The sequence below is a fragment of the Duganella sp. LjRoot269 genome, assembly GCF_964254095.1.
Lineage (GTDB): Bacteria > Pseudomonadota > Gammaproteobacteria > Burkholderiales > Burkholderiaceae_D > Rugamonas > Rugamonas hordei.
In genome coordinates, this window is sequence record NZ_CAXUSL020000001.1 from 6778587 (window position 1) to 6798982 (window position 20396).

The following is a 20396-nucleotide window of genomic DNA, read 5'->3' on the forward strand; positions in this document are numbered from 1 at the left end:
GACGCCTCCTCTTATGGATGCAATGGCGTGAACAAACTCTTGCACGACGCGCTCAACTCGCCGCGCATGACCATGCCCTTGGCGGCCTCGATATCCGGTGCGAAGAAGCGGTCGGCGTCGAAGAACGGCACCTTCTGGCGCAGTTGCGCATGCACGTGCTCCAGTTGCGGCGACGTCTTCAGCGGACGATGGAAATCAATGCCCTGGGCCGCGGCCAGCAGCTCGATGCCGATGATGACAGCCGTATTCTGCGCCATATCGTCCAGGCGGCGCGCCGCATAGGTCGCCATGCTGACATGGTCCTCCTGGTTGGCCGAGGTCGGAATCGAATCGACGCTGCCAGGATGGGCCAGCGATTTGTTCTCCGACGCCAGCGCGGCGGCCGTCACGTGGGCGATCATGAAGCCCGAGTTCACGCCCGGATCGCGCACCAGGAACGGCGGCAGGCCGGACAAGGTGGCGTCGATCAGCAGCGCGATGCGGCGCTCGGAAATAGCGCCGATTTCAGCGATCGCCAACGCCAGCGTATCGGCGGCGAAGGCCACCGGTTCGGCGTGGAAGTTACCGCCCGAGACCACCACCGACAGCTCGCCATCCTTGAACAGCAGCGGATTGTCGGTCACCGCGTTGGCTTCGATCAGCAACGTGCGCGAGGCATTGCCGATGATGTCCCAGCACGCGCCCATCACTTGCGGCTGGCAGCGCAGGCAGTACGGGTCCTGCACGCGTTCGTCGCCGACCAGGTGCGAAGCGCGGATCGCGCTGTTGCTCACCAGCTGGCGGTAAATCGATGCGGCGGCGATCTGACCCGGCTGGCCGCGCACCTCGTGCACGCGCGCGTCGAACGGCGAATCGGAGCCCTTGGCGGCGTCCAGCGACAGCGAGCCGGAGACCATGCCCGCTTCCAGCAGGCGCTCGGCCATGAACAAGCCGTGCAGCGCCAGCGCGGTCGACACCTGCGTGCCGTTGATCAGCGCCAGGCCCTCCTTCGCGGCCAACACCACCGGCGCGATGCCGGCGGCCTTGAGCGCGTCGGCGGCTTGCATCAGCTCACCGTTGACGCGCACTTCGCCCACGCCCAGCATGGCCAGCGTCATGTGCGACAGCGGCGCCAGATCGCCCGACGCGCCGACCGAACCCTTGGCCGGAATGGCCGGCATGATGCCGGCGTTGTACAGCGCGATCAGCGTGTTGATGATCAGCGGACGCACGCCGGAGTAGCCGCGCGCCAGGCTGCCGATCTTCATCAACAGGATCAGGCGGCAGACCGCATCCGACACCAGCTCGCCGGTGCCGACCGAGTGCGACAGGATCAGGTTGCGCTGCAACTGTTCCAGCTTGTCGTCCGGGATGCGGGTCTTGGCCAGCAGGCCGAAACCGGTGTTGATGCCGTAGGCCGCGTCGCCCTTGGCCACGATGGCCTGCACGGCGGCGGCGGATGCCTCGATCACCGGATAGGCTTCGGCAGCCAGCGACAGCGGACCGGCCGCGCTCCACACGGCGCGCAGTTCGGAGAGCGTCATCGCGCCCGGCTTCAGGGTCAGTGCATTGGGGTTCATAGGTGTTCTCGAATTATTTAATCATAGGCAGATTGAGGCCGTTGCGCTTGGCACAGGCGATCGCCGTCTCGTATCCCGCATCGGCGTGACGCATCACGCCCGAGCCGCAGTCGTTGACCAGAACGCGCGCCAGGCGCTTGGCTGCGGCATCGGTGCCGTCGGCCACGATCACCACGCCCGAGTGCTGCGAATAGCCCATGCCCACGCCGCCGCCGTGGTGCAGCGACACCCAGGTCGCGCCGCCGGCGGTATTCAGCAATGCATTCAGCAGCGGCCAGTCGGAGACGGCGTCGGTGCCGTCCTTCATGCTTTCGGTTTCGCGGTTAGGGCTGGCGACGGAGCCGGTGTCCAGGTGGTCGCGGCCGATGACGATCGGCGCCTTCAGCTCGCCGTTGCGCACCATCTCGTTGAAGGCCATGCCGGCGATGTGACGCTCGCCCAGGCCCAGCCAGCAGATGCGCGCCGGCAGCCCCTGAAAGGCGATGCGCTCGCGCGCCATGTCCAGCCAGCGGTGCACATTGGCGTGGTGGGGGAACAGCTCCTTGATCTTGGCGTCGGTCTTGTAGATATCCTCCGGATCACCGGACAACGCCACCCAGCGGAACGGGCCGCGGCCTTCGCAGAATTGCGGACGGATATAGGCCGGCACGAAACCGGGGAAATCGAAGGCGTTCTTCACGCCGTGGTCGAACGCCACCTGGCGGATGTTGTTGCCGTAGTCGACCACCTTGGCGCCCAGCGCCTGGAAGTCCAGCATCGCCTGCACGTGCACGGCGCACGAGGCGGTGGCCGCCGCTTTCAGTTCTTCATGGCGCGCGGCGTCGTGCTGCGCAGCCTTCCACTGGTCCACCGACCAGCCTTGCGGCAGGTAGCCGTTGATCAGGTCATGCGCCGAGGTCTGGTCGGTCACCACGTCAGGCAGAATGCCGCCGGCCTTGGCGCGGCGCACCAGCTCCGGCAGCACGTCGGCCGCGTTGCCCAGCAGGCCGATGGAGATGGCGTCGCCGTTGGCCTTGTGCAGCTTGATCATCTCCAGCGCCTCGTCGATGCTGGCGGCCTGCTTGTCCAGATAGCGGGTACGCAGGCGGAAATCGATGCTGCTCTGCTGGCACTCGATGTTCAGCGAGACGGCGCCGGCCATGGTCGCGGCCAGCGGCTGCGCGCCGCCCATGCCGCCCAGGCCCGCGGTCAGCACCCAGCGGCCTTTGAGGTCGCCGCCGAAATGCTGGCGGCCAGCCTCGGCGAAGGTCTCGAAGGTGCCCTGCACGATGCCCTGGGTGCCGATGTATATCCACGAACCGGCCGTCATCTGGCCGTACATGAACAGGCCCTTGCGGTCCAGCTCATTGAAATGTTCCCAGTTGGCCCACTTCGGCACCAGGTTCGAATTGGCGATCAGCACGCGCGGCGCGTCCTCGTGGGTCTGGAACACGCCGACCGGCTTGCCGGACTGGATCAGCAGGGTTTGATTGTCTTCCAGCTCGCGCAGCGACGCCAGGATCTGGTCGTAGCATTCCCAGTTGCGGGCGGCGCGGCCGATGCCGCCGTAGACCACCAGGTGCTTGGGATTTTCCGCCACTTCCTTGTCCAGGTTGTTCTGGATCATGCGGTAGGCCGCCTCGGCGCCCCAGTTCTTGCAGGTACGTTCCGGTCCGCGCGGGGCGCGGATTTCACGGCTGGCGTCAAAACGTGGATCGCTGTCTAAATGGGTCGTCATGGTGGCTCCTGCTCCTGAGTGGGTGGGACCGGCTGTTGGCACAAGGCCCGCGCACAGCCGGCGCATCCTCAAAGCATAAGTTGTCTATACAACTAAGTCAACCAGTTTTTTTAAGCGGACTCAGTGAACGAATAATTCTCGAGCTTGTCAAAAACATCATAAGTCCTTGCTATCTTGCCAGCATTCGCCGGCACACGCTCACCGGGAGCCTGAATATGGCGGCCTTGCCGATCAACATACAAAATCTGTTGCGCCACCGCACAGTCGAGAGTGAGCGCATTGAATACAAGTCCGGGTGGAATCCGGATGCTATCGTCCGCACCCCGTGTGCGTTCGCCAACGACTTTGAAAATCTCGGAGGCGGCTACATTGTCATCGGACAGGACTGCGATGCCGAGGGTCGACCGGCGACTCCGCCTATTGGGGTGGCGGAAAATCAGATCGATAAGATTCAGCGGGAATTGTTGGCCGCCTGCCAGCAGATACATCCGCCCTACTTCCCTATTCTGAGCATCTGCGAGGTGGATAGCCGCAAGCTGATCGTGCTGCATGCCCCCGGTGGCATGAACCGTCCATACAAGGCGCCGTCGTCGGTCTCTTCCAGGCACAAAAGCTGGCACTACTACATCCGCCGCTACAGCAGCACAGTGGAGGCAAAAGGCGATGCCGAGCAGGAGCTACTAACCCTGACCGCCAACGTGCCATTCGATGACAGGGCGGCGCAGCAGGCACGGATAAGCGACTTGTCCAGGCCGTTAATGCTCGACTACCTTCGCGAAGTAGGCAGCGCGCTCGCAGACTACGCGGACAAGCTGTCAACGGAAGAACTGGCCCGCCAGATGAATATCCTTGATGGCTCGCCGGAGTGTCTTTGGCCGAAAAATGTAGGCCTCATGTTCTTTAGCGAAGCACCCGACAGGTTCTTTCCCTACAGCCAGATCGACGTGGTCTGGTTCCATGATGGCGTAGACGGCGATCATTTCGACGAGAAAATATTCAAAGGGCCACTGAACCGGATTGCCCGGGACTCCCTCAGCTACATCCAACGCAATTACCTGCACCAGACGATCCTGAAACACCCCGACCGCGCGGAGGCCACGCGGGCGTGGAACTTCCCATATTCGGCGATTGAAGAGGCGTTGATCAACGCCGTGTATCACCGCTCGTATTAGGAGCGGGAGCCAATTGAAGTACGCATTACCCCGGAAGAAATAACGATACTCAGCTTTCCGGGGCCGGACCGGTCGATACGACTTGAGGATTGGAGTGCCGGCCGCGCGGTCAGCCGGCGCTACCGGAATCGCCGGATCGGCGAATTCTTGAAGGAACTGGAGCTAACCGAAGGACGTTCGACAGGCGTTCCCAAGATACTGAAGGCGATGCGCGCCAACGGCTCGCCGCCGCCAGTGTTTGAAACCGACGATGAGCGCAGTTCCTGCCTGGTCCGCCTGCCGGTCCACGCGCTGGCAAAAGGCCCCGCCCCGGAAGTGACCCCGGAAGTGACCCCGGAAGTCACCCCTGAAGTTCGTCGTATGCTCAAGCTGCTCGTTGGCGAATGGCAACGCCAGCAACTCCAGCAAGCGCTTGGACTGAAGGATGATGAACATTTTCGCAAAACGTACCTACTGCCAGCGATCGAGGCCGGCCTCGTGCAGATGACTCTTCCCGATAAGCCTCGCAGCAGCAAACAGCGCTATCGCCTGACCTCGGACGGCCAGCAATGGCTGAAAATGAACGCGGGCAATTAATCCGGCCGCTTATCCCTCTTGTACACCCGCTTGCCGCCCATCCACGTCTGCAACACCTGCGTCTTGCCGATCTGCTCGGCCGGCACTTTGAACAGATCGCGGTCGATCAGGATGAAGTCAGCCCATTTGCCCGGCTCCAGCGAGCCGATGACGTTTTCCTGGTGCGCCGCGTAGGCCGCGTCCAGGGTGAAGCAGCGGAACGCTTCGATCAGCGTCATCGCCTGGTTCCTGTACCAGCCGCCCACCGGCACGCCGGCATTGTTCTGGCGCGTGACGGCCGCATGCAGGCCCTCGAACGGATTCGGCGACTCCACCGGGAAGTCCGAACCGCAGGCGATGCGCGACCCCTGGTCGAGGAAGGTGCGCCACGCATAGGCGCCCTTGATGCGGTCGTGGCCCACGCGCTGCTCGGCCATGTTTTGGTCCGAGGTGGCGTGCGTCGGCTGCATCGACGGGATGATGCCCAGCGCCCTGAAGCGCGGGATGTCCTCCAGCGCCACCACCTGCGCATGCTCGATGCGGTGGCGCAGCTCGGCGTTGTTATATTTCGGGATCAGCTGCGCATAGGCGTCGAGGATCTGGCGGTTGCCGGCGTCGCCGATGGCGTGCACGTTGACCTGGTAGCCGGCCTTCATGGCCTTGTTCATCTTGGCCAGCATCTCGGCGTTCGGATAGAACAGCAGGCCCCTGGTCGACGGCATGTCGGAGTACGGCGCCAGCAGCGCCGCGCCGCGGCTGCCCAGCGCGCCGTCCGAGTACAGCTTGACCGCCGCCAGCGCGTAGACGTCGTTGGCGTAGGATTTCAGCGGCCCCTCCTTCGACAGCTCGTCGAAATCGGCCGCGGTGTCGCCGATCATCGCGTAGACGCGGGTGGTCAGCTTGCCGTGGTCGGCGTAGTCGCGGTACAGGTCGTCCTGCACCACCTTGATGCCGGCATCGTGCACGCTGGTCAGGCCGACCTTGGACAAGGCCGCCAGCGCGTTGTCCAGCATGCCGCGCGCGTCGGACGGCGTCGGCAGCGGCACCACTTTGTGCACCAGGTCCATCGCGGCGTCGACCAGCACCCCGGTCGGCTTGCCGGAGGCATCGCGTTCGATTTTGCCGCCTTTTGGATCCGGCGTGTCGCGCGAGACGCCGGCCATTTCCAGCGCCTTGGTGTTGACCCAGATCGCGTGGCCGTCCACCCGGTGCAGCAACACCGGACGGTCCGCCACCACCGTATCCAGCTCGGCGGCGGTCGGGAAGCGGCCCAGCTTCCAGATCTCCTGGTTCCAGCCGAAGCCGATCACCCAGGCGTTCTTCGGATGCGACTTGCTGAAGTCGGCCACCGCCTTGAGCGCGCCGTTCAGCGTCGAAGGGCTGAACAGCTCCACGCTGGAGGCGATCTCGCCCAGTTCGAACACATGGCCGTGGGCGTCGATCAAGCCTGGCAGCAGGGTTTTGCCCTGCGCGTCGATATGCTGCGCCTTCGGCACACGGGCCGCCGTTTCCGCTTCGCTGCCGACGGCGACGATGCGCCCCAAGTCGTCGAACGCCAGCGACGTAAAACGCTGCAGCGCGCCCCCCGAGTTCAGCGTGTAGCCGTTGGCGTGGTCGATGATGGTGTCGGCTTGCGCCGGCAGGGCAGCGGATAACGCCAGGCTGACAGCCGCGGCCAGCGGGGACAGGGAAATAAAGGGGGCGCGCATCAATTCTCTCCATTCGGAAGCAAGATTCAGAGTGTAACCAAGTTTGGGCCGGGGTCAATCAAACTCTGGGTACAATGGAGGATTCGCCGCTCTATAACCACATCGTGTCCAGCCGATCACTCTATTTACGCCTGCTCAAGCAGTTCACCCCCTACGCGTGGATCGGAGTCGCCACGCTGTTCGCCGTCGCCCTGGCCGCCGCCACCGACGTGCTGCTGATACGCCAGCTGCAAAACGTGGTCGACGCGCTGGCGCCTTCGCACAGCCTGGGCGCCGTGCGTCCCGCCGGCGGCCTGCTGGCCGAGGTGCAGGAATGGCTGGGTCATATGCTGCCGCGCGATCCGGCCAACGCGGCGCTGTGGTCGATCCCGGCGGTGATCTTCGGCCTGGCCGTGATGCGCATGTTTTCCAGCTTCGCCGGCGAATACGGCGCGGCGTGGCTGAGCAGCCGGGTGCAGGCCAATCTGCGCGAGCTGATGTTCGCCCGCATCATGCGCCTGCCGAACGGCTTTTTCGACCAGTCGTCGACCGGCACCACGCTGTCGCGCGTGGCGTTCGACGCGGCCCAGGTGGCGCAGGCCGGCCTGACGGTGGTCAACGTGGCGGTGCGCGATTCGGTCGCCACCATCGGCTACCTGATCACGCTGTTCACCGTGGACTGGCAACTGGCGGTGTTCTGCCTCGGCCTGCTGCCGCTGGTGGCGGCCATCGTCACCTTCGCCGGCCGCCGCATGCGGCACCTGAGCAAGAGCGCGCAAGCGGCCATGGGCGACCTGACCAATGTACTGGACGAGAGCATCAGCGGCCAGCGCGTGGTGAAGATTTTCGGCGGCCAGAAATATGAACAGAACCGCTTCGACCAGGTGGTCAAGCTCAATCGCCAGCTGGCGGTCAAGCACGCGGCGACGTCGGCGCTGAACTCCGGCATCATCATGCTGCTGATCGGGATCACGCTGTCGTCGGTGATTTACTTTGCGCTGCTGCGGGCGCAGGCCGGCGCGCTGTCGCCCGGCGCCTTCGTTGCCTTCATGTCGTCGCTGATGGCGATGCAGTCGCCGATCAAGAACTTGACCAAGATTAACGAGCCTATGCAAAAGGGCCTGGCCGCCGCCGAATCGGTGTTCGGCCTGATCGACACCGAGGCCGAAGCCGATACCGGCACCCGGACGGTGGAACGCGCCGAGGGCCGCCTGGCGCTGGAACACGTCAGCTTCCACTACAAGGCCGATCCGCACGCCCGTCCCGCGCTTGACGACGTGTCGCTCGACATCGCCGCCGGCGAGACGGTGGCACTGGTCGGCAGCTCGGGCAGCGGCAAGACCACGCTGGCCGGCCTGCTGCCGCGCTTCTACGACGTCAGCGCCGGCAGCATCAAGCTCGATGGTGTCGACCTGCGCGAGTACGCCATGACGTCGCTGCGCCAGCAGATCGCGCTGGTGAGCCAGGACGTGGTGCTGTTCAACGATACGCTGGCGGCCAATATCGCCTACGGAGATCCGGACCCATCGCCGCAACGCATCGAGGCGGCGGCACGCGCCGCGCACGCGCACGAATTCATCGAACGCCAGTCCGAAGGCTACAACACGCCGGTGGGAGAAAACGGTTTGCGGTTGTCAGGCGGCCAGCGCCAGCGGCTGGCGATCGCCCGCGCGCTGTACAAGAACGCGCCTATCCTGATACTGGACGAGGCCACCAGCGCGCTGGACACGGAGTCCGAGCGGCTGGTGCAGGCGGCATTGGAAGTGCTGATGCAGGGCCGCACCACGGTGGTCATCGCCCATCGCCTGTCGACCATCGAGAACGCCGACCGCATCGTGGTGCTCGACGGCGGCCGCATCGCCGAAGTGGGCAGCCACGATGCGCTGCTGGCGCGCAACGGCATCTACGCCCGCCTGTATCAAACGCAGAAGAGCGTTCAGGCGGTATAACCGCCGTCGACGGTGAAGCTGGCGCCGGTGACGAAACCGGCTTCGTCGCCGACCAGCCAGGACACCATGCCCGCCACGTCGTCCGGCTGGCCGACGCGCCCCTGGGGAATCATCGCGAGTATGCGGTCCTTGTAGGGCGAGTCGGCCGGATTCATGTCCGTCTCTATCGGGCCAGGCTGGACGTTGTTGACGGCGATGCCGCGCGGCGCCAGGTCTATCGCCATGCCGCGCACCAGCGTCGCCACGGCCGCCTTGGTCATCGAATACACGCCGGAGCCCGGAAAACCGACCCGCATGCCGGCCACACTGCCTATCGTGACGATGCGCCCGCCCTTCTTCATGTGCGCGGTGGCCGCCTGCACGGCGACGAACACCGCGCGCACATTCACGTTCACCATGCGGTCGAACGCTTCCAGCGCATAGGTCTCCACCGACTCCAGATGCAGGATGCCGGCGCTGTTGACCAGGATATCCAGCGCGCCGAAGTGGGCGACGGTCTGCTCGACGGCGGCTTGCAGCTCGGCGGCATCGGCGCTGTCGGCCTCGATGGCGAGCGCCCTGCCGCCGGCAGCGTTGATGGTGTCGGCCAGGTCGTTGGCCTGCGCCGCCGATGAGACGTAGGTGAAAGCGACGGCCGCGCCGTCCCGCGCCAGGCGTTTGACGGTGGCCGCGCCGATGCCGCGCGCACCGCCGGTGACCAGTGCGACCTTGTTGTTCAGAGAGGTAGTCATAAAAAATCCGTTCGATGTAGGTTTGTGGATCGATCAGTCAAGATCAAGCCTCATCGTAGGTTTTCTGGATCGGTCAGTCAAGTAAACGTTTCGTGAGAAATTCAGGCGGCCCGCAGCGCCTGGATGGCAAAATCGGCAATGGCGCGCAGCGTGGCCATGTCGCAGCCGGCCTTGGCGCTGACCTTCATTCCGGCCAGCGTGGCGGCGATGAAGGAAACGGCATGGCGGATGTCCGTGCCGGCGGCCATTTCGCCGGCGGCGACGGCATCGCGCAACACTTTCTCGACCGCGCCGTTGATGCGCGCACTGCTCACGCCACGCAGCGCATTGATCTTGTCGTCGCCGGTGCCGAATTCGCAGATCGCGTTGATGCCCATGCAGCCCTTGGCGCTATCGCGTTCGGGGCGCGAGGCGAAGGCCAGCAGCATATTGGCGATGGAGTCCAGCGCGGTATCGCCCTGCAGGGCGCGCAGCAGTTCGGTGGTGCTGGCGTCGTTGTACTGGCGCAGCGCTTCCAGGTAGAGCGCGTGCTTGTCGCCGAAGGTGTCGTACATGCTCTGGCGGCCGATCTGCATCGCTACGAGCAGGTCGGCGGTGGACGCGGCGGCGTAGCCTTTTTGCCAAAACACTTCCAGCGCCTGCTTCAGGGCGGTGTCGCGGTCGAATTCTCTTTGCCTGGCCATGCGGTCCTCTTGCGGTATGAATATCCGCATATTATGGACTAATTGGTCTGGAAATGCATTCAGGTGGCGTCGTGGAAGATCAGGCCCAGCGTGTGACGCGCGCCGGCGCGCAGCCGGCTTACGCCGTGCCGCATCGCCACCCGGTAGACGCCGCGCGCGCCCTGCGCCGGACGATGGTTGACCGGGAAGATCACCATGTCGCCGCGCTTCAGCGGCACCACTTCCACCCGCGATTGCATGCGCGGCCGCTGTTCGGTCAGCACGAACTCGCCGCCTTCGAAGTCCTTTCCCGGTTCGCTCAGCAGCACCGCAGCCTGCAGCGGGAACACGTGTTCGCCGTACAAATCCTGGTGCAGGCAGTTGTAGTCGCCGGGGCCGTATTGCAGCATCAGCGGCGTCGGGCGCTGCTGGCCGGCGGCGTGGCAGCGGGCCAGGAAGTCGGCGTGGTCCGGCGGGAAGCGCGCCTCCATGCCCATCACCTCATGCCAGTGATTGGCGATGGCGGCCAGCGGCCCATACAGGGACTGGCGCAGCGCCGAGATCATCGCCGGCAGCGGGTAGCGGAAGTACTGGTACTCGCCGCTGCCGAAACCGTGCTGCGCCATCACCACCCGGCTGCGGTACAACTGCGGCTGGGTGTATTGCGCGGCCATGGCGACGCACTCCTCGGCGGTCAGCATGCCGGGGACGATGGCGTAGCCGTGCGCATTCAGTTCGTCGGCGATGGCTTGCCAGTCCAGCCCCGCCACGTGCACGCCGATGCCCGCCGCCGCAGCCACCAGCTTGCGCGCGTTGGCCTGCGCCTGCGCGACGGCGGCCGGATCCGAGGCGCCTTCGGCGGCCGGATCCGCGACGGGCGTAAGCTGCGCGGCGGGCGCCACGCTGACCGGCGGCGTCTTGCGCGGCTTGCGCTCCGGCGCGCCGCCGCTGAAATCGAACTCGCCGTTTTTCACTTGCCCGCCTCCCGGTCCAGCAGCGCGGCCTTGCGATCCACGCCCCAGCGGTAGCCGGAGATCGATCCATCGTTGCGCACCACGCGGTGGCACGGTATCGCCACCGCCAGCGCGTTGGCCGCGCACGCCCCCGCCACCGCCCGCGCCCCCTTCGGCGAGCCGACCAGTTGCGCCAGCTCGGCATAGCTCACCGTGCGGCCGGCCGGGATCCCGCGCAGCACCTGCCACACGCGCTGCTGGAACGCCGTGCCGCGCACGTCGAGCGGCAAGTCCAGGCCGAGCTCCGGCCGCTCGACCATGCCGACCACGCGCGACACCACCTGCTCATATTCCGGTTCCGCGCCGATCAGCTCCGCCTTGGGAAAGCGGTCCTGCAGGTCGCGCACCAGCACATCCGGATCGTCGTCGATCAGGATCGCGCAGATGCCCTGTTCCGTGCTGGCCACCAGGATCGCGCCCAGCGAACAGGCGCCGATGGCGAAGCGGATCTGCGCGCCGCGCCCGCCGGAGCGGAAGGCGGTCGGCGTCATGCCCAGCACCGCCGGCGATTGCGCATAAAACCGTCCGCTCGAGTTGAAGCCGGCCGCATAGATCGCGTCCGTCACCGAGGCTTCCTGCGCCAGGCCGGCCTGCATGCGCCGCGCCCGCTGCGCGTTGGCATAGGCTTTCGGCGTAATCCCCGTCACCGCCTTGAACATGCGATGGAAGTGGAAGCGGCTGACGCCCACCGCCGCCGCCAGCGCGTCCAGGTCCGGCGCCTGCTCGGCTTCGTCGATCAGGCGGCAGGCCCGCGCCACGATGGCGGCCTGGCGCTCGGCCAGCGGCGGCTGGTCCGGCTTGCAGCGCAGGCATGGACGGAAGCCCGCCTGCTCGGCCGCCTCGCGGCTGTCGTGGAAGTCCACGTTCTTGCGCAGGGCCGGCCGCGCGCCGCACGACGGCCGGCAGTACACGCCGGTGCTGCGCACCGAATACCAGAACACCTCGTCGGCGCCGCCGTCGCGCTGCCGCACGGCGGTCCAGCGCTGCTCGTCGCCTTGGTAGGCGGCTTGCGGAATGACTTTATTTGCTGTCTTGCCCATCTCGGACTCCATGATTGGATAAGGAATGCATCCATCTTATCCAGCGGCCGGCGGCGACACACTCCGGCTCTTGCTTTCGAATTGTACGTCGTGCCGGAAAAATTGACGCAAAGATGTTCAACGAGCAACCATGCGATGCTAGAATAGCCCTCTGCCGCCAGTGGAGGCGTGCCTCGGAGAAGCCGGTTGAACGACGATCAGACCCTGCAAGACAGCACCCCAATTTTCCAGCGCATCAAGGACTATCTGGTTGCCCAGATCGCCGCCGGTACCTGGAAGGAAGGCGACGTGATCCCGTCCGAGCAGGCGCTGGTCAAGCAATTCGGCGTTTCCCGCATGACGGTCAACCGCGCCGTGCGCGAACTGACCGCCGACCAGATCCTCACCCGCCGCCAGGGTTCCGGCACCTACGTCGCCCAGCAAAAATACCAGGCCACGCTGCTGGAGATCAAATCCATCGCCGACGAGATCCGCGCGCGTGGCCACGCCCACCGCAGCAGCCTGCAGCAGCTGGAGCGGGTCAAGGCCAGCGACCTGCTGGCCAAGCAGTTCGACCTGCCGGCCGGCCACCCCCTGTTCCACTCGGTGATCGTCCACTTTGAAAACGGCGTGCCGATCCAGGTCGAGGATCGCTGGGCCAATCCGCTGTGCGCGCCCGACTACATGGAGCAGGACTTCGCCACCATCACGCCCAACGAATACCTGATGAAGGCGGCCCCGCTGCAGGGCGCCACCTACAGCATCGAGGCGCTTGCGGCCCCGCGCGACATCGCCGAGATGCTGGCCATCGATACCAAACAAGCCTGCCTGGTGCTGAAGCGCCAGACCCGCTCCGGCGGCCAGGTCGCCTCGATCGCGACGATGTGGCATCCGGGCCACCGCTACCAGTTCGCCGGCAGCTTCGCCCAGTAGCGGCCGTGGCTACCAGTCCGCAAGCCGCAACCAGCGTGGCGGCGTCCGCGCAATGTAATTCGTTTCTTGCAACTTTCTCGACTAAAGCCAAAATTTCGATGCTATAGTTGCCCGGATACAGTACAGAAAGGGATGCTCTTGTTGCACTGCCGCCCCAGGTTGAGCCGTGCCGGTAGCTGGCGTCGCCTGCAGCGCAGGTTGCTGGCGTGCGCGCTCGTTCTGGCCGGCGCCGCCCACGGCGCGCTGGCGGCGGAAAAAGTCAGCATCCAGCTCAAGTGGCTGCACCAGTTCCAGTTCGCCGGCTACTACGCCGCGCAGGACCAGGGCTATTACCGCGATGCCGGCCTCGATGTCACCTTGCTGGAAGCGCGCCCCGGCGCCGATCCGCTGCAGACGGTGCTCGATGGCCGCGCCCAATACGGCGTCGGCAACACCTCGCTGCTGATGGCGCGCGCGCAGGGACTGCCGGTGGTGGCCCTGGCCTCGATTTTCCAGCATTCGGCCTCCGCGCTGCTGGTGCGCCACGGAGCGGACGGCAAGCCGCGGCCATGGGCCGGCAGTCGCATCATGCTGGCGCCGAACAACGAAGAGCTGACCGTCTTCCTGAAAAAGCAGGGCGTGCGGCTCGACAGCATGGTGCAGCTGGCGCACAGCTTCAACGTCGACGACCTGCTCGAAGGCCGGGTCGACGCCATGTCGATCTACATCAGCGAGGCGCCGTACGTGCTCGATCGCAGCAGCGTCCAGTACGAGATCGCGTCGCCGCGCTCGAAAGGCGACGACTTCTACGGCGACACGCTGTACACCACCGAGAGCGAGCTGCGCGAGCATCCGCTGCGGGCCCAGGCGCTGCGCGACGCCACGCTGCGCGGCTGGAACTATGCGATGGCGCACCAGGGCGAAATCGCCGACCTGATACGCGCCCGCTATCCCGAACGCCACAGCCGCGAACACCTGATGTTCGAAGCACAGCACATCGCCCCCCTGCTGGAACAGGGCTTGATCGAGCTGGGCTACAGCAACCCCGAGCGCTGGCGCGCCATCGCCCGCGCCTACATCGAGCAGGGCATGCTGCCGGCCGATTTCAAGCTGGACGGCTTCCTGTACCAGCCGCCGGCCGGCAATCCGCTGCTGCGCTACAGCGGTGCGCTGCTGGGCGCCCTGCTGTTGCTGGTCACGCTGGGCGGCTTCTGGCGGCTGCGCCTCCAGGCCGGCGCGCTGCGCGGCGCGCGGGCAGAACTGGGCAGCGCCGAGCGGCTGGCCAGCTTCGCGCTGGAAGGCTCCGGCGAAGGCCTGTGGGAATGGCAGCTCGATACCGGCACGCTGAAACTGTCGCGCCGCTATTGCGAACTGCTGGGCTACACGCCCGGCGAATTCGCGCCGACGCTGGCCGAATGGATGGCCTACGTGCACCCGGACGACCAGGCGCAGGTCGAGCGCGGCATCCAGTTCCAGCTGTCCGGCGGCGCCGAAGCGGGCACCCCGATCCGCAGCGAGCACCGCATGCGCACCGGCGACGGCGGCTGGAAATGGGTGCTGGCGCGCGGCATGGTGATGGAGCGCGACGCGGCCGGCAAGCCGTTGCGCGCGATCGGCACGCTGGCCGACATCAGCGAGCGCGCCGCCGACGAGGAGGCGCGCATGTGCGCCATCGTCGACGCCACGCCGGGCGCGATGCTGATCGCCGAAAAGAACGGCCGCGTGCGCCACGCCAACCCGGCCTGCGCGCGCAGCTTCGGCTATCACGGCAGCATGACCGGCCGCTCGATCGAGCAGCTGGCGCCGGAGGCCATGCGCAGCAACGGCCGCACGCGCGAGCTGTTCTCGCGCCCCAACCTGCCGGGCCGCGTGCTGAGCGCGATGCGCGCCGACGGCAGCAGCTTCCCGGCCATGGTCCACATCTCGCCGGTGCTGCTGGCCGGGCAGGAACTGGTGCTGCTGTCGCTGCGCGACATGACCCAGCGCCAGCGCGCCGAGGAGGCGCTGCACGCCAGCTCGGAACGCTACCGCCTGATCGTGCAGACCGCCGCCGAGGGCATCTGGATGACCGGCGCCGACGACCGCACCAGCTTCGTCAACCCGACCATGGCGCGCATGCTCGACTACGACGTCGAGCAGATGATGGGCCGCGCCATGACCGACTTCATGGACGACGACGGCCGCGCGCTGCTCAAGCAGCACCTGCAGCGCCGGCTGGCCGGCGAAGCCTGCCAGGGCGACGTCTGCTTCCTGCGGCGCGACGGCAGCAGCGTCTGGTGCCTGCTGTCGACCACCGTCATCAACTCCGACGCCGGCCACTACTCCGGCACGCTGGCCATGCTGACCGACATCACGGCGCGGCGCCGGGCCGACAGCGCGCTGCGCAGTTCCAGCCAGCGCCTGGCCTCGATCTTCAACGCCGTCACCAACGGCCTGGTGATGGTCGACGGTGACGGCGCCATCCTCGAAAGCAATGCCGCCGCCGCCGGCATGCTGGCGCATTCGCTGCCGATCGCCGGCGACCGCCTGTGGCTCGGCATGCGCGAGGACGGCAGCCAGTTCGACGCCGCCAGCCATCCGGTGCGGCTGGCCATCGTCACCGGCGTGTCGGTGCGCGACGTGGTCATGGGACTGGCGCGGCCGGACGGCGGCGTGTGCTGGATGTCGGTCAACGCCGAGCCCATCCTCGACGAGGGCGGCAGCGTGCACCTGGTGGTGGCCAGCCTGACCGACATCACCGACCGCAAGCGCGGCGAGGACCAGCTGCGCGAGCTGAACGAGCACCTGGAGGAGCGCGTGGCCATGCGCACCGAGGAGCTGAACCAGGCGCGCATGCTGGCCGAGGAAGCCAGCCAGACCAAGGGCCAGTTCCTGGCCAACATGAGCCACGAGATCCGCACGCCGATGAACGGCGTGATCGGCATGGCCTATCTGGCGCTGAAGACCGACCTCGATGCGCGCCAGCGCGACTACCTGGAAAAGATCCGCTTCGCCGGCGAGCACCTGCTGGGCATCATCGACGACATCCTCGACATCTCCAAGATCGAGGCGGGCAAGCTGGAGATCGAGCAGGTCGACTTCGCGCTCGACCACGTGATCCAGACGCTGACCACGGTGGTCGCGCCCAAGGCCGCCAGCCGCGAGCTGGAACTGGTGTTCGACCTCGACCCCACGCTGCCGCGCGTGCTGCGCGGCGACCCGCTGCGGCTGGGCCAGGTGCTGATCAACTACGCCAACAACGCCATCAAGTTCAGCGAGAAGGGCCGCATCGAGGTGCGCGTGCGCCAGGTGGTCGGCGACGCCAACGGCTGCCTGCTGCGCTTCGAGGTCAGCGACTGCGGCATCGGCCTGTCCGAGACCGAGATCGAGAAGCTGTTCCAGTCGTTCCAGCAGGCCGACACCTCGACCACCCGCGAATACGGCGGCACCGGCCTGGGCCTGGCCATCTGCAAGCAGCTGGCGCAGCTGATGGGCGGCGACGTCGGCGTGCGCAGCCGGCCGGGCCACGGCAGCACCTTCTGGTTCACCGCCCGCCTGGGCATCAGCAGCGCGACGGTGCCGGCGCTGATCGACCGCGTCAAGGACGCCGCCGCCGAGCTGCTGGCCACCTCGCGCAGCGCCGCCGTCATGTCGGCGCTGAAGGACGCCCGCATCCTGCTGGTCGAGGACAACACCTTCAACCAGCAGATCGCGCTGGAGATGCTGGAGGAAGTCGGCTCGTCGGTGTGCCTGGCCAACAACGGCATGGAGGCGCTGGAGCTGCTGCGCCAGACCGCCTTCGACTGCGTGCTGATGGACGTGCAGATGCCGCTGATGGACGGTCTGGAGGCGACTCGCCGCATCCGCGCCGACCCCAGCCTGGCCGACATGCGGGTGCTGGCGATGACCGCCACCGCCACCAACGAAGACCGGGTGCGCTGCATCGAGGCCGGCATGGACGACTTCATCTCCAAGCCTATCCAGCCGGCGCTGATGTACCAGACCATCGCCAACTGGCTGCCGGAGCGCCGCGCCGGCGCGCTCGAAGCGGCGCCGCCGGCGTCGCGCACGGCGTTCAAGACCACCATGGGCGGCGACCCGGCGGTGATCGATTTATCGATACTGGCCAAGCTGCTGGGCTATCATCCGCACAAGGTGCGCAAGTTCGCGTTCAAATTCCTGCACAATACCCAGGACGGCCTGACCCAGATCGAACGCGCGCTGGCGCGCGGCGACCTGGCGGTGGCGCGCGAAGTGGGCCACCGGCTCAAGTCGCCGGCGCGCACGGTCGGCGCGCTGGGGCTGGGCGACCTGCTGCTGGAACTGGAACAGCTGCCCGCCGACGGCGGCCAGGAGGAGTTGCTGCGGCGCGCGCGGGCCTTGCTGGCGCAGCTGTGGCCGTTGCTGGACAGGATCACCGAACAAATCATGACCAACACCACTTTTGCCGACGACAATTAACCAGAGAGGATGCATGCGGGTACTGCTGCTGGATGACGACGCGTTCATGCTCGAACTGCTGGCCGACATGATCGCCGGCCTCGGGCCGCACGAGGTGCTGTGCGAAACCGATGGCCGCCGCGCGCTGCTCGAGCTGCGCCTGCGTCCGCCCGACCTGCTGATCTGCGACCTGAGCATGCCGGTGATGGACGGCATCGACTTTCTGCGCCTTGCGGCGGCGCAGCAATATCGCGGCTGCGTGGTGCTGTTGTCGGGCGTGGACGGCGCCGTGCTGAAGACCGCCGCCCGGCTGGCCGAGGTGCAGGGACTGGCGATACTCGACGCCTGCGCCAAGCCGCTGAGCCTCGACGCGCTGGGCGCGCTGATGGACCGCGCCGCAACACGCTGCGCCCCGCCGCAGGCCGGTCCGGGTAAATAGTTTAGAGGGTTTGTACAATCTGCCGCACATTTTTTAAAAATGGGTTATTATTTCAGCCATCCCCGCCTGCCGACCTTGTTGCCATCCCTTCCAAGACATTGAATTCGTGCAATTGGCCACCATCTGCTGCCTGTAACCCGGCAACGTTGAAGGCGATTGCAGGCAAAATGGCATAATCCCCAGGCGTTATTATCTAACTGAGATTCAACTGACCTCGATAGAGGAAACTATGAGCGAAAATATCAAACACATCACCGATACTTCCTTTGACGCAGACGTGCTGAAGTCCGACCGCCCGGTGCTGGTCGACTTCTGGGCCGAATGGTGCGGTCCTTGCAAGAGCATCGCCCCGATCCTGGAAGAAGTGGCCAAGGAATACGACGGCAAGATCCTGATCGCCAAGATGGACGTCGACTCGAACCAGGCGGTACCTGCCAAGTTCGGCATCCGCGGCATCCCGACGCTGATCCTGTTCAAGAACGGCGTCGCCGCCGCTCAAAAGGTTGGCGCAATGGCAAAAGGCCAGCTGACCTCTTTCATCGACAGCAATATCTAAGTAAGATAGCGTGATGCAGTAAGATCATGCTGTACCCAAACGGTGCCGCGCCCGCGGCACCGTTTAAATATAATTAAACAGACAACACCACGCAGTTCCCTCCCCTACCTTTACTTTCCCGTCACGGGACACTCAACACATATGCATCTATCTGAATTAAAGGCCTTACACGTCTCGGCATTGCTGGAGATGGCCATCGGTCTTGATATCGACAACGCGGCCCGCCTGCGCAAGCAGGAACTGATGTTCGCGATCCTGAAAAAGCGCGCCAAATCGGGCGAGCAGATCTTCGGCGACGGCGCCCTCGAAGTGCTGCCGGACGGCTTCGGCTTCCTGCGCTCGCCGGACGCCAGCTACATGGCCTCCACCGACGATATCTACATTTCCCCTTCGCAGATCCGCCGCTTCAACCTGCACACCGGCGACTCGATCGAGGGCGAAGTGCGCACCCCCAAAGATGGCGAGCGCTACTTCGCGCTGGTCAAGGTCGACAAGGTCAACGGCGAATCGCCGGAAGCCTCGAAGCACCGCATATTGTTTGAGAACCTGACGCCGCTGCACCCGAACGAGCCGCTGCGCCTGGAACGTGACATCAACGGCACCGAGAACATCACCGGCCGCATCATCGACCTGATCGCGCCGATCGGCAAGGGCCAGCGCGGCCTGCTGGTGGCCTCGCCCAAGTCGGGCAAGTCGGTGATCCTGCAGCACATCGCGCATGCGATCACCGCCAACCATCCCGACTGCACGCTGATCGTGCTGCTGATCGACGAACGTCCTGAGGAAGTGACCGAGATGCAACGCTCGGTGCGCGGCGAAGTGGTCGCCTCGACCTTCGACGAACCGGCCACCCGCCACGTGCAGGTCGCCGAGATGGTGCTGGAAAAAGCCAAGCGCCTGGTCGAGATGAAGAAAGACGTGATCATCCTGCTGGACTCGATCACCCGCCTGGCGCGCGCCTACAACACCGTGATCCCTGCCTCCGGCAAGGTGCTGACCGGCGGTGTCGACGCCAACGCGCTGCAGCGTCCGAAGCGTTTCTTCGGCGCCGCCCGCAACATCGAAGAAGGCGGTTCGCTGACCATCATCGCCACCGCGCTGATCGAAACCGGCTCGCGCATGGACGACGTGATCTACGAAGAATTCAAGGGTACCGGCAACATGGAGGTGCACCTGGAGCGCCGCCTGGCCGAGAAGCGCGTCTACCCGGCGATCAACCTGAACAAATCGGGCACCCGCCGCGAGGAACTGCTGATCAAGCCGGACCAGCTGCAGAAGATCTGGATCCTGCGCAAGCTGCTGTACTCGATGGACGAGATCGAGGCGATGGAGTTCATCCTCGACAAGATGAAGGCCACCAAGAATAACGGTGAGTTCTTCGACATGATGCGCCGCGGCGGTTAAAAACTGACCGCAGCTTCGTTGCAGCTCCTCGCCGTGCTATTCGCACGTCTTCGTCGCTGCGTCCCGCTGCACTCAGTTTTTAACACTCCGGCAATCATGATGAACAGGCAACCTCGGTTGCCTGTTTCCGTTTACAGCTGTATAATCGCCGATCGCATCAACTTTAACTCTGGCAAGTGAGCGGCAATCGGGTCACGAAGCAACATCGACCGACGAAGTGCTGTTTGGCTACCAAACTAACCGAGGCTTCAAATGAAACCAGAAATCCATCCAGACTACCGCGAAGTGGTGTTCCACGACCTGTCGTGCGACTTCAAATTCGTCACCCGTTCGACCATCCAGACCCGCGAAAAAATCGAGCACAACGGTAAAGAATACCCGTTGGTCAAGATCGAGGTGTCGGCTGAATCGCACCCGTTCTACACCGGTAAGCACAAAATCGTCGACACCGCTGGCCGCGTTGAGAAATTCCGCCAGAAGTTCGGTACCGTCGGTTCGAAAACCGCCGTCGCAGCCGGCTAATTTCAGCCGCTTCGATGAAAAAAGCAGCCTCTGGCTGCTTTTTTTGTTTGTTATCCCGTTTTCCTTCATACTCCCGTTC

At 65.2% G+C, this 20396-nt stretch carries 16 protein-coding genes; 9 read left to right on the forward strand and 7 right to left on the reverse strand.

Features of this window, described 5'->3' with window-relative positions:
• Positions 1 to 11 precede the first annotated feature (11 nt).
• A complete protein-coding gene (gene hutH, locus ACSQ3S_RS30305; RefSeq protein WP_436144693.1) occupies positions 12 to 1559 on the reverse strand; it encodes a histidine ammonia-lyase in 1548 nt (515 codons plus the stop codon).
• A gap of 13 nt (positions 1560 to 1572) precedes the next feature.
• Positions 1573 to 3276: a urocanate hydratase gene (hutU, locus tag ACSQ3S_RS30310; RefSeq protein ID WP_436144694.1), complete on the reverse strand. Its 1704-nt coding sequence runs from the start codon at positions 3274 to 3276 to the stop codon at positions 1573 to 1575.
• A gap of 215 nt (positions 3277 to 3491) precedes the next feature.
• On the opposite strand from hutU, the gene ACSQ3S_RS30315 reads away from it, so the two are divergent.
• Positions 3492 to 4448: an AlbA family DNA-binding domain-containing protein gene (locus ACSQ3S_RS30315; RefSeq protein WP_436144695.1), complete on the forward strand. Its 957-nt coding sequence runs from the start codon at positions 3492 to 3494 to the stop codon at positions 4446 to 4448.
• A 12-nt stretch (positions 4449 to 4460) separates the two neighbouring features.
• On the forward strand, positions 4461 to 5024 hold the full coding sequence (locus ACSQ3S_RS30320) for a Fic family protein (RefSeq protein WP_436145101.1): 564 nt from the start codon (positions 4461 to 4463) through the stop codon (positions 5022 to 5024).
• Here the strand turns inward: ACSQ3S_RS30320 and ACSQ3S_RS30325 are convergent.
• Positions 5021 to 6712 (reverse strand): amidohydrolase, encoded by a 1692-nt coding sequence (locus ACSQ3S_RS30325; protein WP_436144696.1) that lies wholly within the window; start codon positions 6710 to 6712, stop codon positions 5021 to 5023. The genes ACSQ3S_RS30320 and ACSQ3S_RS30325 overlap by 4 nt on opposite strands.
• Positions 6713 to 6816: 104 nt before the next feature.
• On the opposite strand from ACSQ3S_RS30325, the gene msbA reads away from it, so the two are divergent.
• Positions 6817 to 8640 carry a lipid A export permease/ATP-binding protein MsbA gene (gene msbA / locus ACSQ3S_RS30330; RefSeq protein WP_436144697.1) on the forward strand — a complete coding sequence of 608 codons (1824 nt, stop codon included), beginning with the start codon at positions 6817 to 6819 and terminating at the stop codon, positions 8638 to 8640.
• Here msbA and ACSQ3S_RS30335 read toward each other — a convergent pair.
• From ACSQ3S_RS30335 to ada, 4 genes are all read right to left on the reverse strand, one after another.
• Positions 8628 to 9371 carry a 3-oxoacyl-ACP reductase family protein gene (locus ACSQ3S_RS30335; RefSeq protein ID WP_436144698.1) on the reverse strand — a complete coding sequence of 248 codons (744 nt, stop codon included), beginning with the start codon at positions 9369 to 9371 and terminating at the stop codon, positions 8628 to 8630. The two genes, msbA and ACSQ3S_RS30335, sit on opposite strands and share 13 nt — an antisense overlap.
• Positions 9372 to 9472: 101 nt before the next feature.
• Complete coding sequence (locus tag ACSQ3S_RS30340) at positions 9473 to 10054, reverse strand: TetR/AcrR family transcriptional regulator (protein ID WP_436144699.1); 582 nt, start codon at positions 10052 to 10054, stop codon at positions 9473 to 9475.
• Positions 10055 to 10113: 59 nt separating this feature from the next.
• Positions 10114 to 10815, reverse strand: a complete 702-nt coding sequence (locus ACSQ3S_RS30345; protein WP_436145102.1) for a 2OG-Fe(II) oxygenase — start codon at positions 10813 to 10815, stop codon at positions 10114 to 10116.
• 188 nt (positions 10816 to 11003) lie between these two features.
• A complete protein-coding gene (gene ada / locus ACSQ3S_RS30350) occupies positions 11004 to 12098 on the reverse strand; it encodes a bifunctional DNA-binding transcriptional regulator/O6-methylguanine-DNA methyltransferase Ada (RefSeq protein WP_436144700.1) in 1095 nt (364 codons plus the stop codon).
• A gap of 174 nt (positions 12099 to 12272) precedes the next feature.
• On the opposite strand from ada, the gene hutC reads away from it, so the two are divergent.
• From hutC to ACSQ3S_RS30380, 6 genes are all read left to right on the forward strand, one after another.
• Complete coding sequence (gene hutC / locus ACSQ3S_RS30355; RefSeq protein ID WP_353401104.1) at positions 12273 to 12998, forward strand: histidine utilization repressor; 726 nt, start codon at positions 12273 to 12275, stop codon at positions 12996 to 12998.
• A gap of 132 nt (positions 12999 to 13130) precedes the next feature.
• The gene (locus tag ACSQ3S_RS30360) at positions 13131 to 17417 is read left to right on the forward strand and encodes a PAS domain S-box protein (protein WP_436144701.1); all 4287 of its coding nucleotides are present in this window, start codon (positions 13131 to 13133) and stop codon (positions 17415 to 17417) included.
• A gap of 13 nt (positions 17418 to 17430) precedes the next feature.
• Positions 17431 to 17835, forward strand: a complete 405-nt coding sequence (locus ACSQ3S_RS30365) for a response regulator (protein WP_176652349.1) — start codon at positions 17431 to 17433, stop codon at positions 17833 to 17835.
• A 229-nt stretch (positions 17836 to 18064) separates the two neighbouring features.
• Positions 18065 to 18391: a thioredoxin TrxA gene (gene trxA, locus ACSQ3S_RS30370; RefSeq protein ID WP_176652348.1), complete on the forward strand. Its 327-nt coding sequence runs from the start codon at positions 18065 to 18067 to the stop codon at positions 18389 to 18391.
• 141 nt (positions 18392 to 18532) lie between these two features.
• The gene (rho, locus tag ACSQ3S_RS30375; protein ID WP_116991848.1) at positions 18533 to 19795 is read left to right on the forward strand and encodes a transcription termination factor Rho; all 1263 of its coding nucleotides are present in this window, start codon (positions 18533 to 18535) and stop codon (positions 19793 to 19795) included.
• Positions 19796 to 20047: 252 nt separating this feature from the next.
• Positions 20048 to 20317 (forward strand): type B 50S ribosomal protein L31, encoded by a 270-nt coding sequence (locus ACSQ3S_RS30380; RefSeq protein WP_176652347.1) that lies wholly within the window; start codon positions 20048 to 20050, stop codon positions 20315 to 20317.
• Positions 20318 to 20396: the final 79 nt, after the last annotated feature.

Coding starts and splice junctions, on each gene's coding strand:
- hutH (WP_436144693.1), bottom strand. CDS start 1,559: ATGAACCCCAATGCACTGACCCTGAAGCCGGGCGCGATGACGCTCTCC.
- hutU (WP_436144694.1), bottom strand. CDS start 3,276: ATGACGACCCATTTAGACAGCGATCCACGTTTTGACGCCAGCCGTGAA.
- ACSQ3S_RS30315 (WP_436144695.1), top strand. CDS start 3,492: ATGGCGGCCTTGCCGATCAACATACAAAATCTGTTGCGCCACCGCACA.
- ACSQ3S_RS30325 (WP_436144696.1), bottom strand. CDS start 6,712: ATGCGCGCCCCCTTTATTTCCCTGTCCCCGCTGGCCGCGGCTGTCAGC.
- ACSQ3S_RS30335 (WP_436144698.1), bottom strand. CDS start 9,371: ATGACTACCTCTCTGAACAACAAGGTCGCACTGGTCACCGGCGGTGCG.
- ACSQ3S_RS30340 (WP_436144699.1), bottom strand. CDS start 10,054: ATGGCCAGGCAAAGAGAATTCGACCGCGACACCGCCCTGAAGCAGGCG.
- ada (WP_436144700.1), bottom strand. CDS start 12,098: ATGGAGTCCGAGATGGGCAAGACAGCAAATAAAGTCATTCCGCAAGCC.
- ACSQ3S_RS30360 (WP_436144701.1), top strand. CDS start 13,131: ATGCTCTTGTTGCACTGCCGCCCCAGGTTGAGCCGTGCCGGTAGCTGG.
- ACSQ3S_RS30365 (WP_176652349.1), top strand. CDS start 17,431: ATGCGGGTACTGCTGCTGGATGACGACGCGTTCATGCTCGAACTGCTG.
- trxA (WP_176652348.1), top strand. CDS start 18,065: ATGAGCGAAAATATCAAACACATCACCGATACTTCCTTTGACGCAGAC.
- rho (WP_116991848.1), top strand. CDS start 18,533: ATGCATCTATCTGAATTAAAGGCCTTACACGTCTCGGCATTGCTGGAG.
- ACSQ3S_RS30380 (WP_176652347.1), top strand. CDS start 20,048: ATGAAACCAGAAATCCATCCAGACTACCGCGAAGTGGTGTTCCACGAC.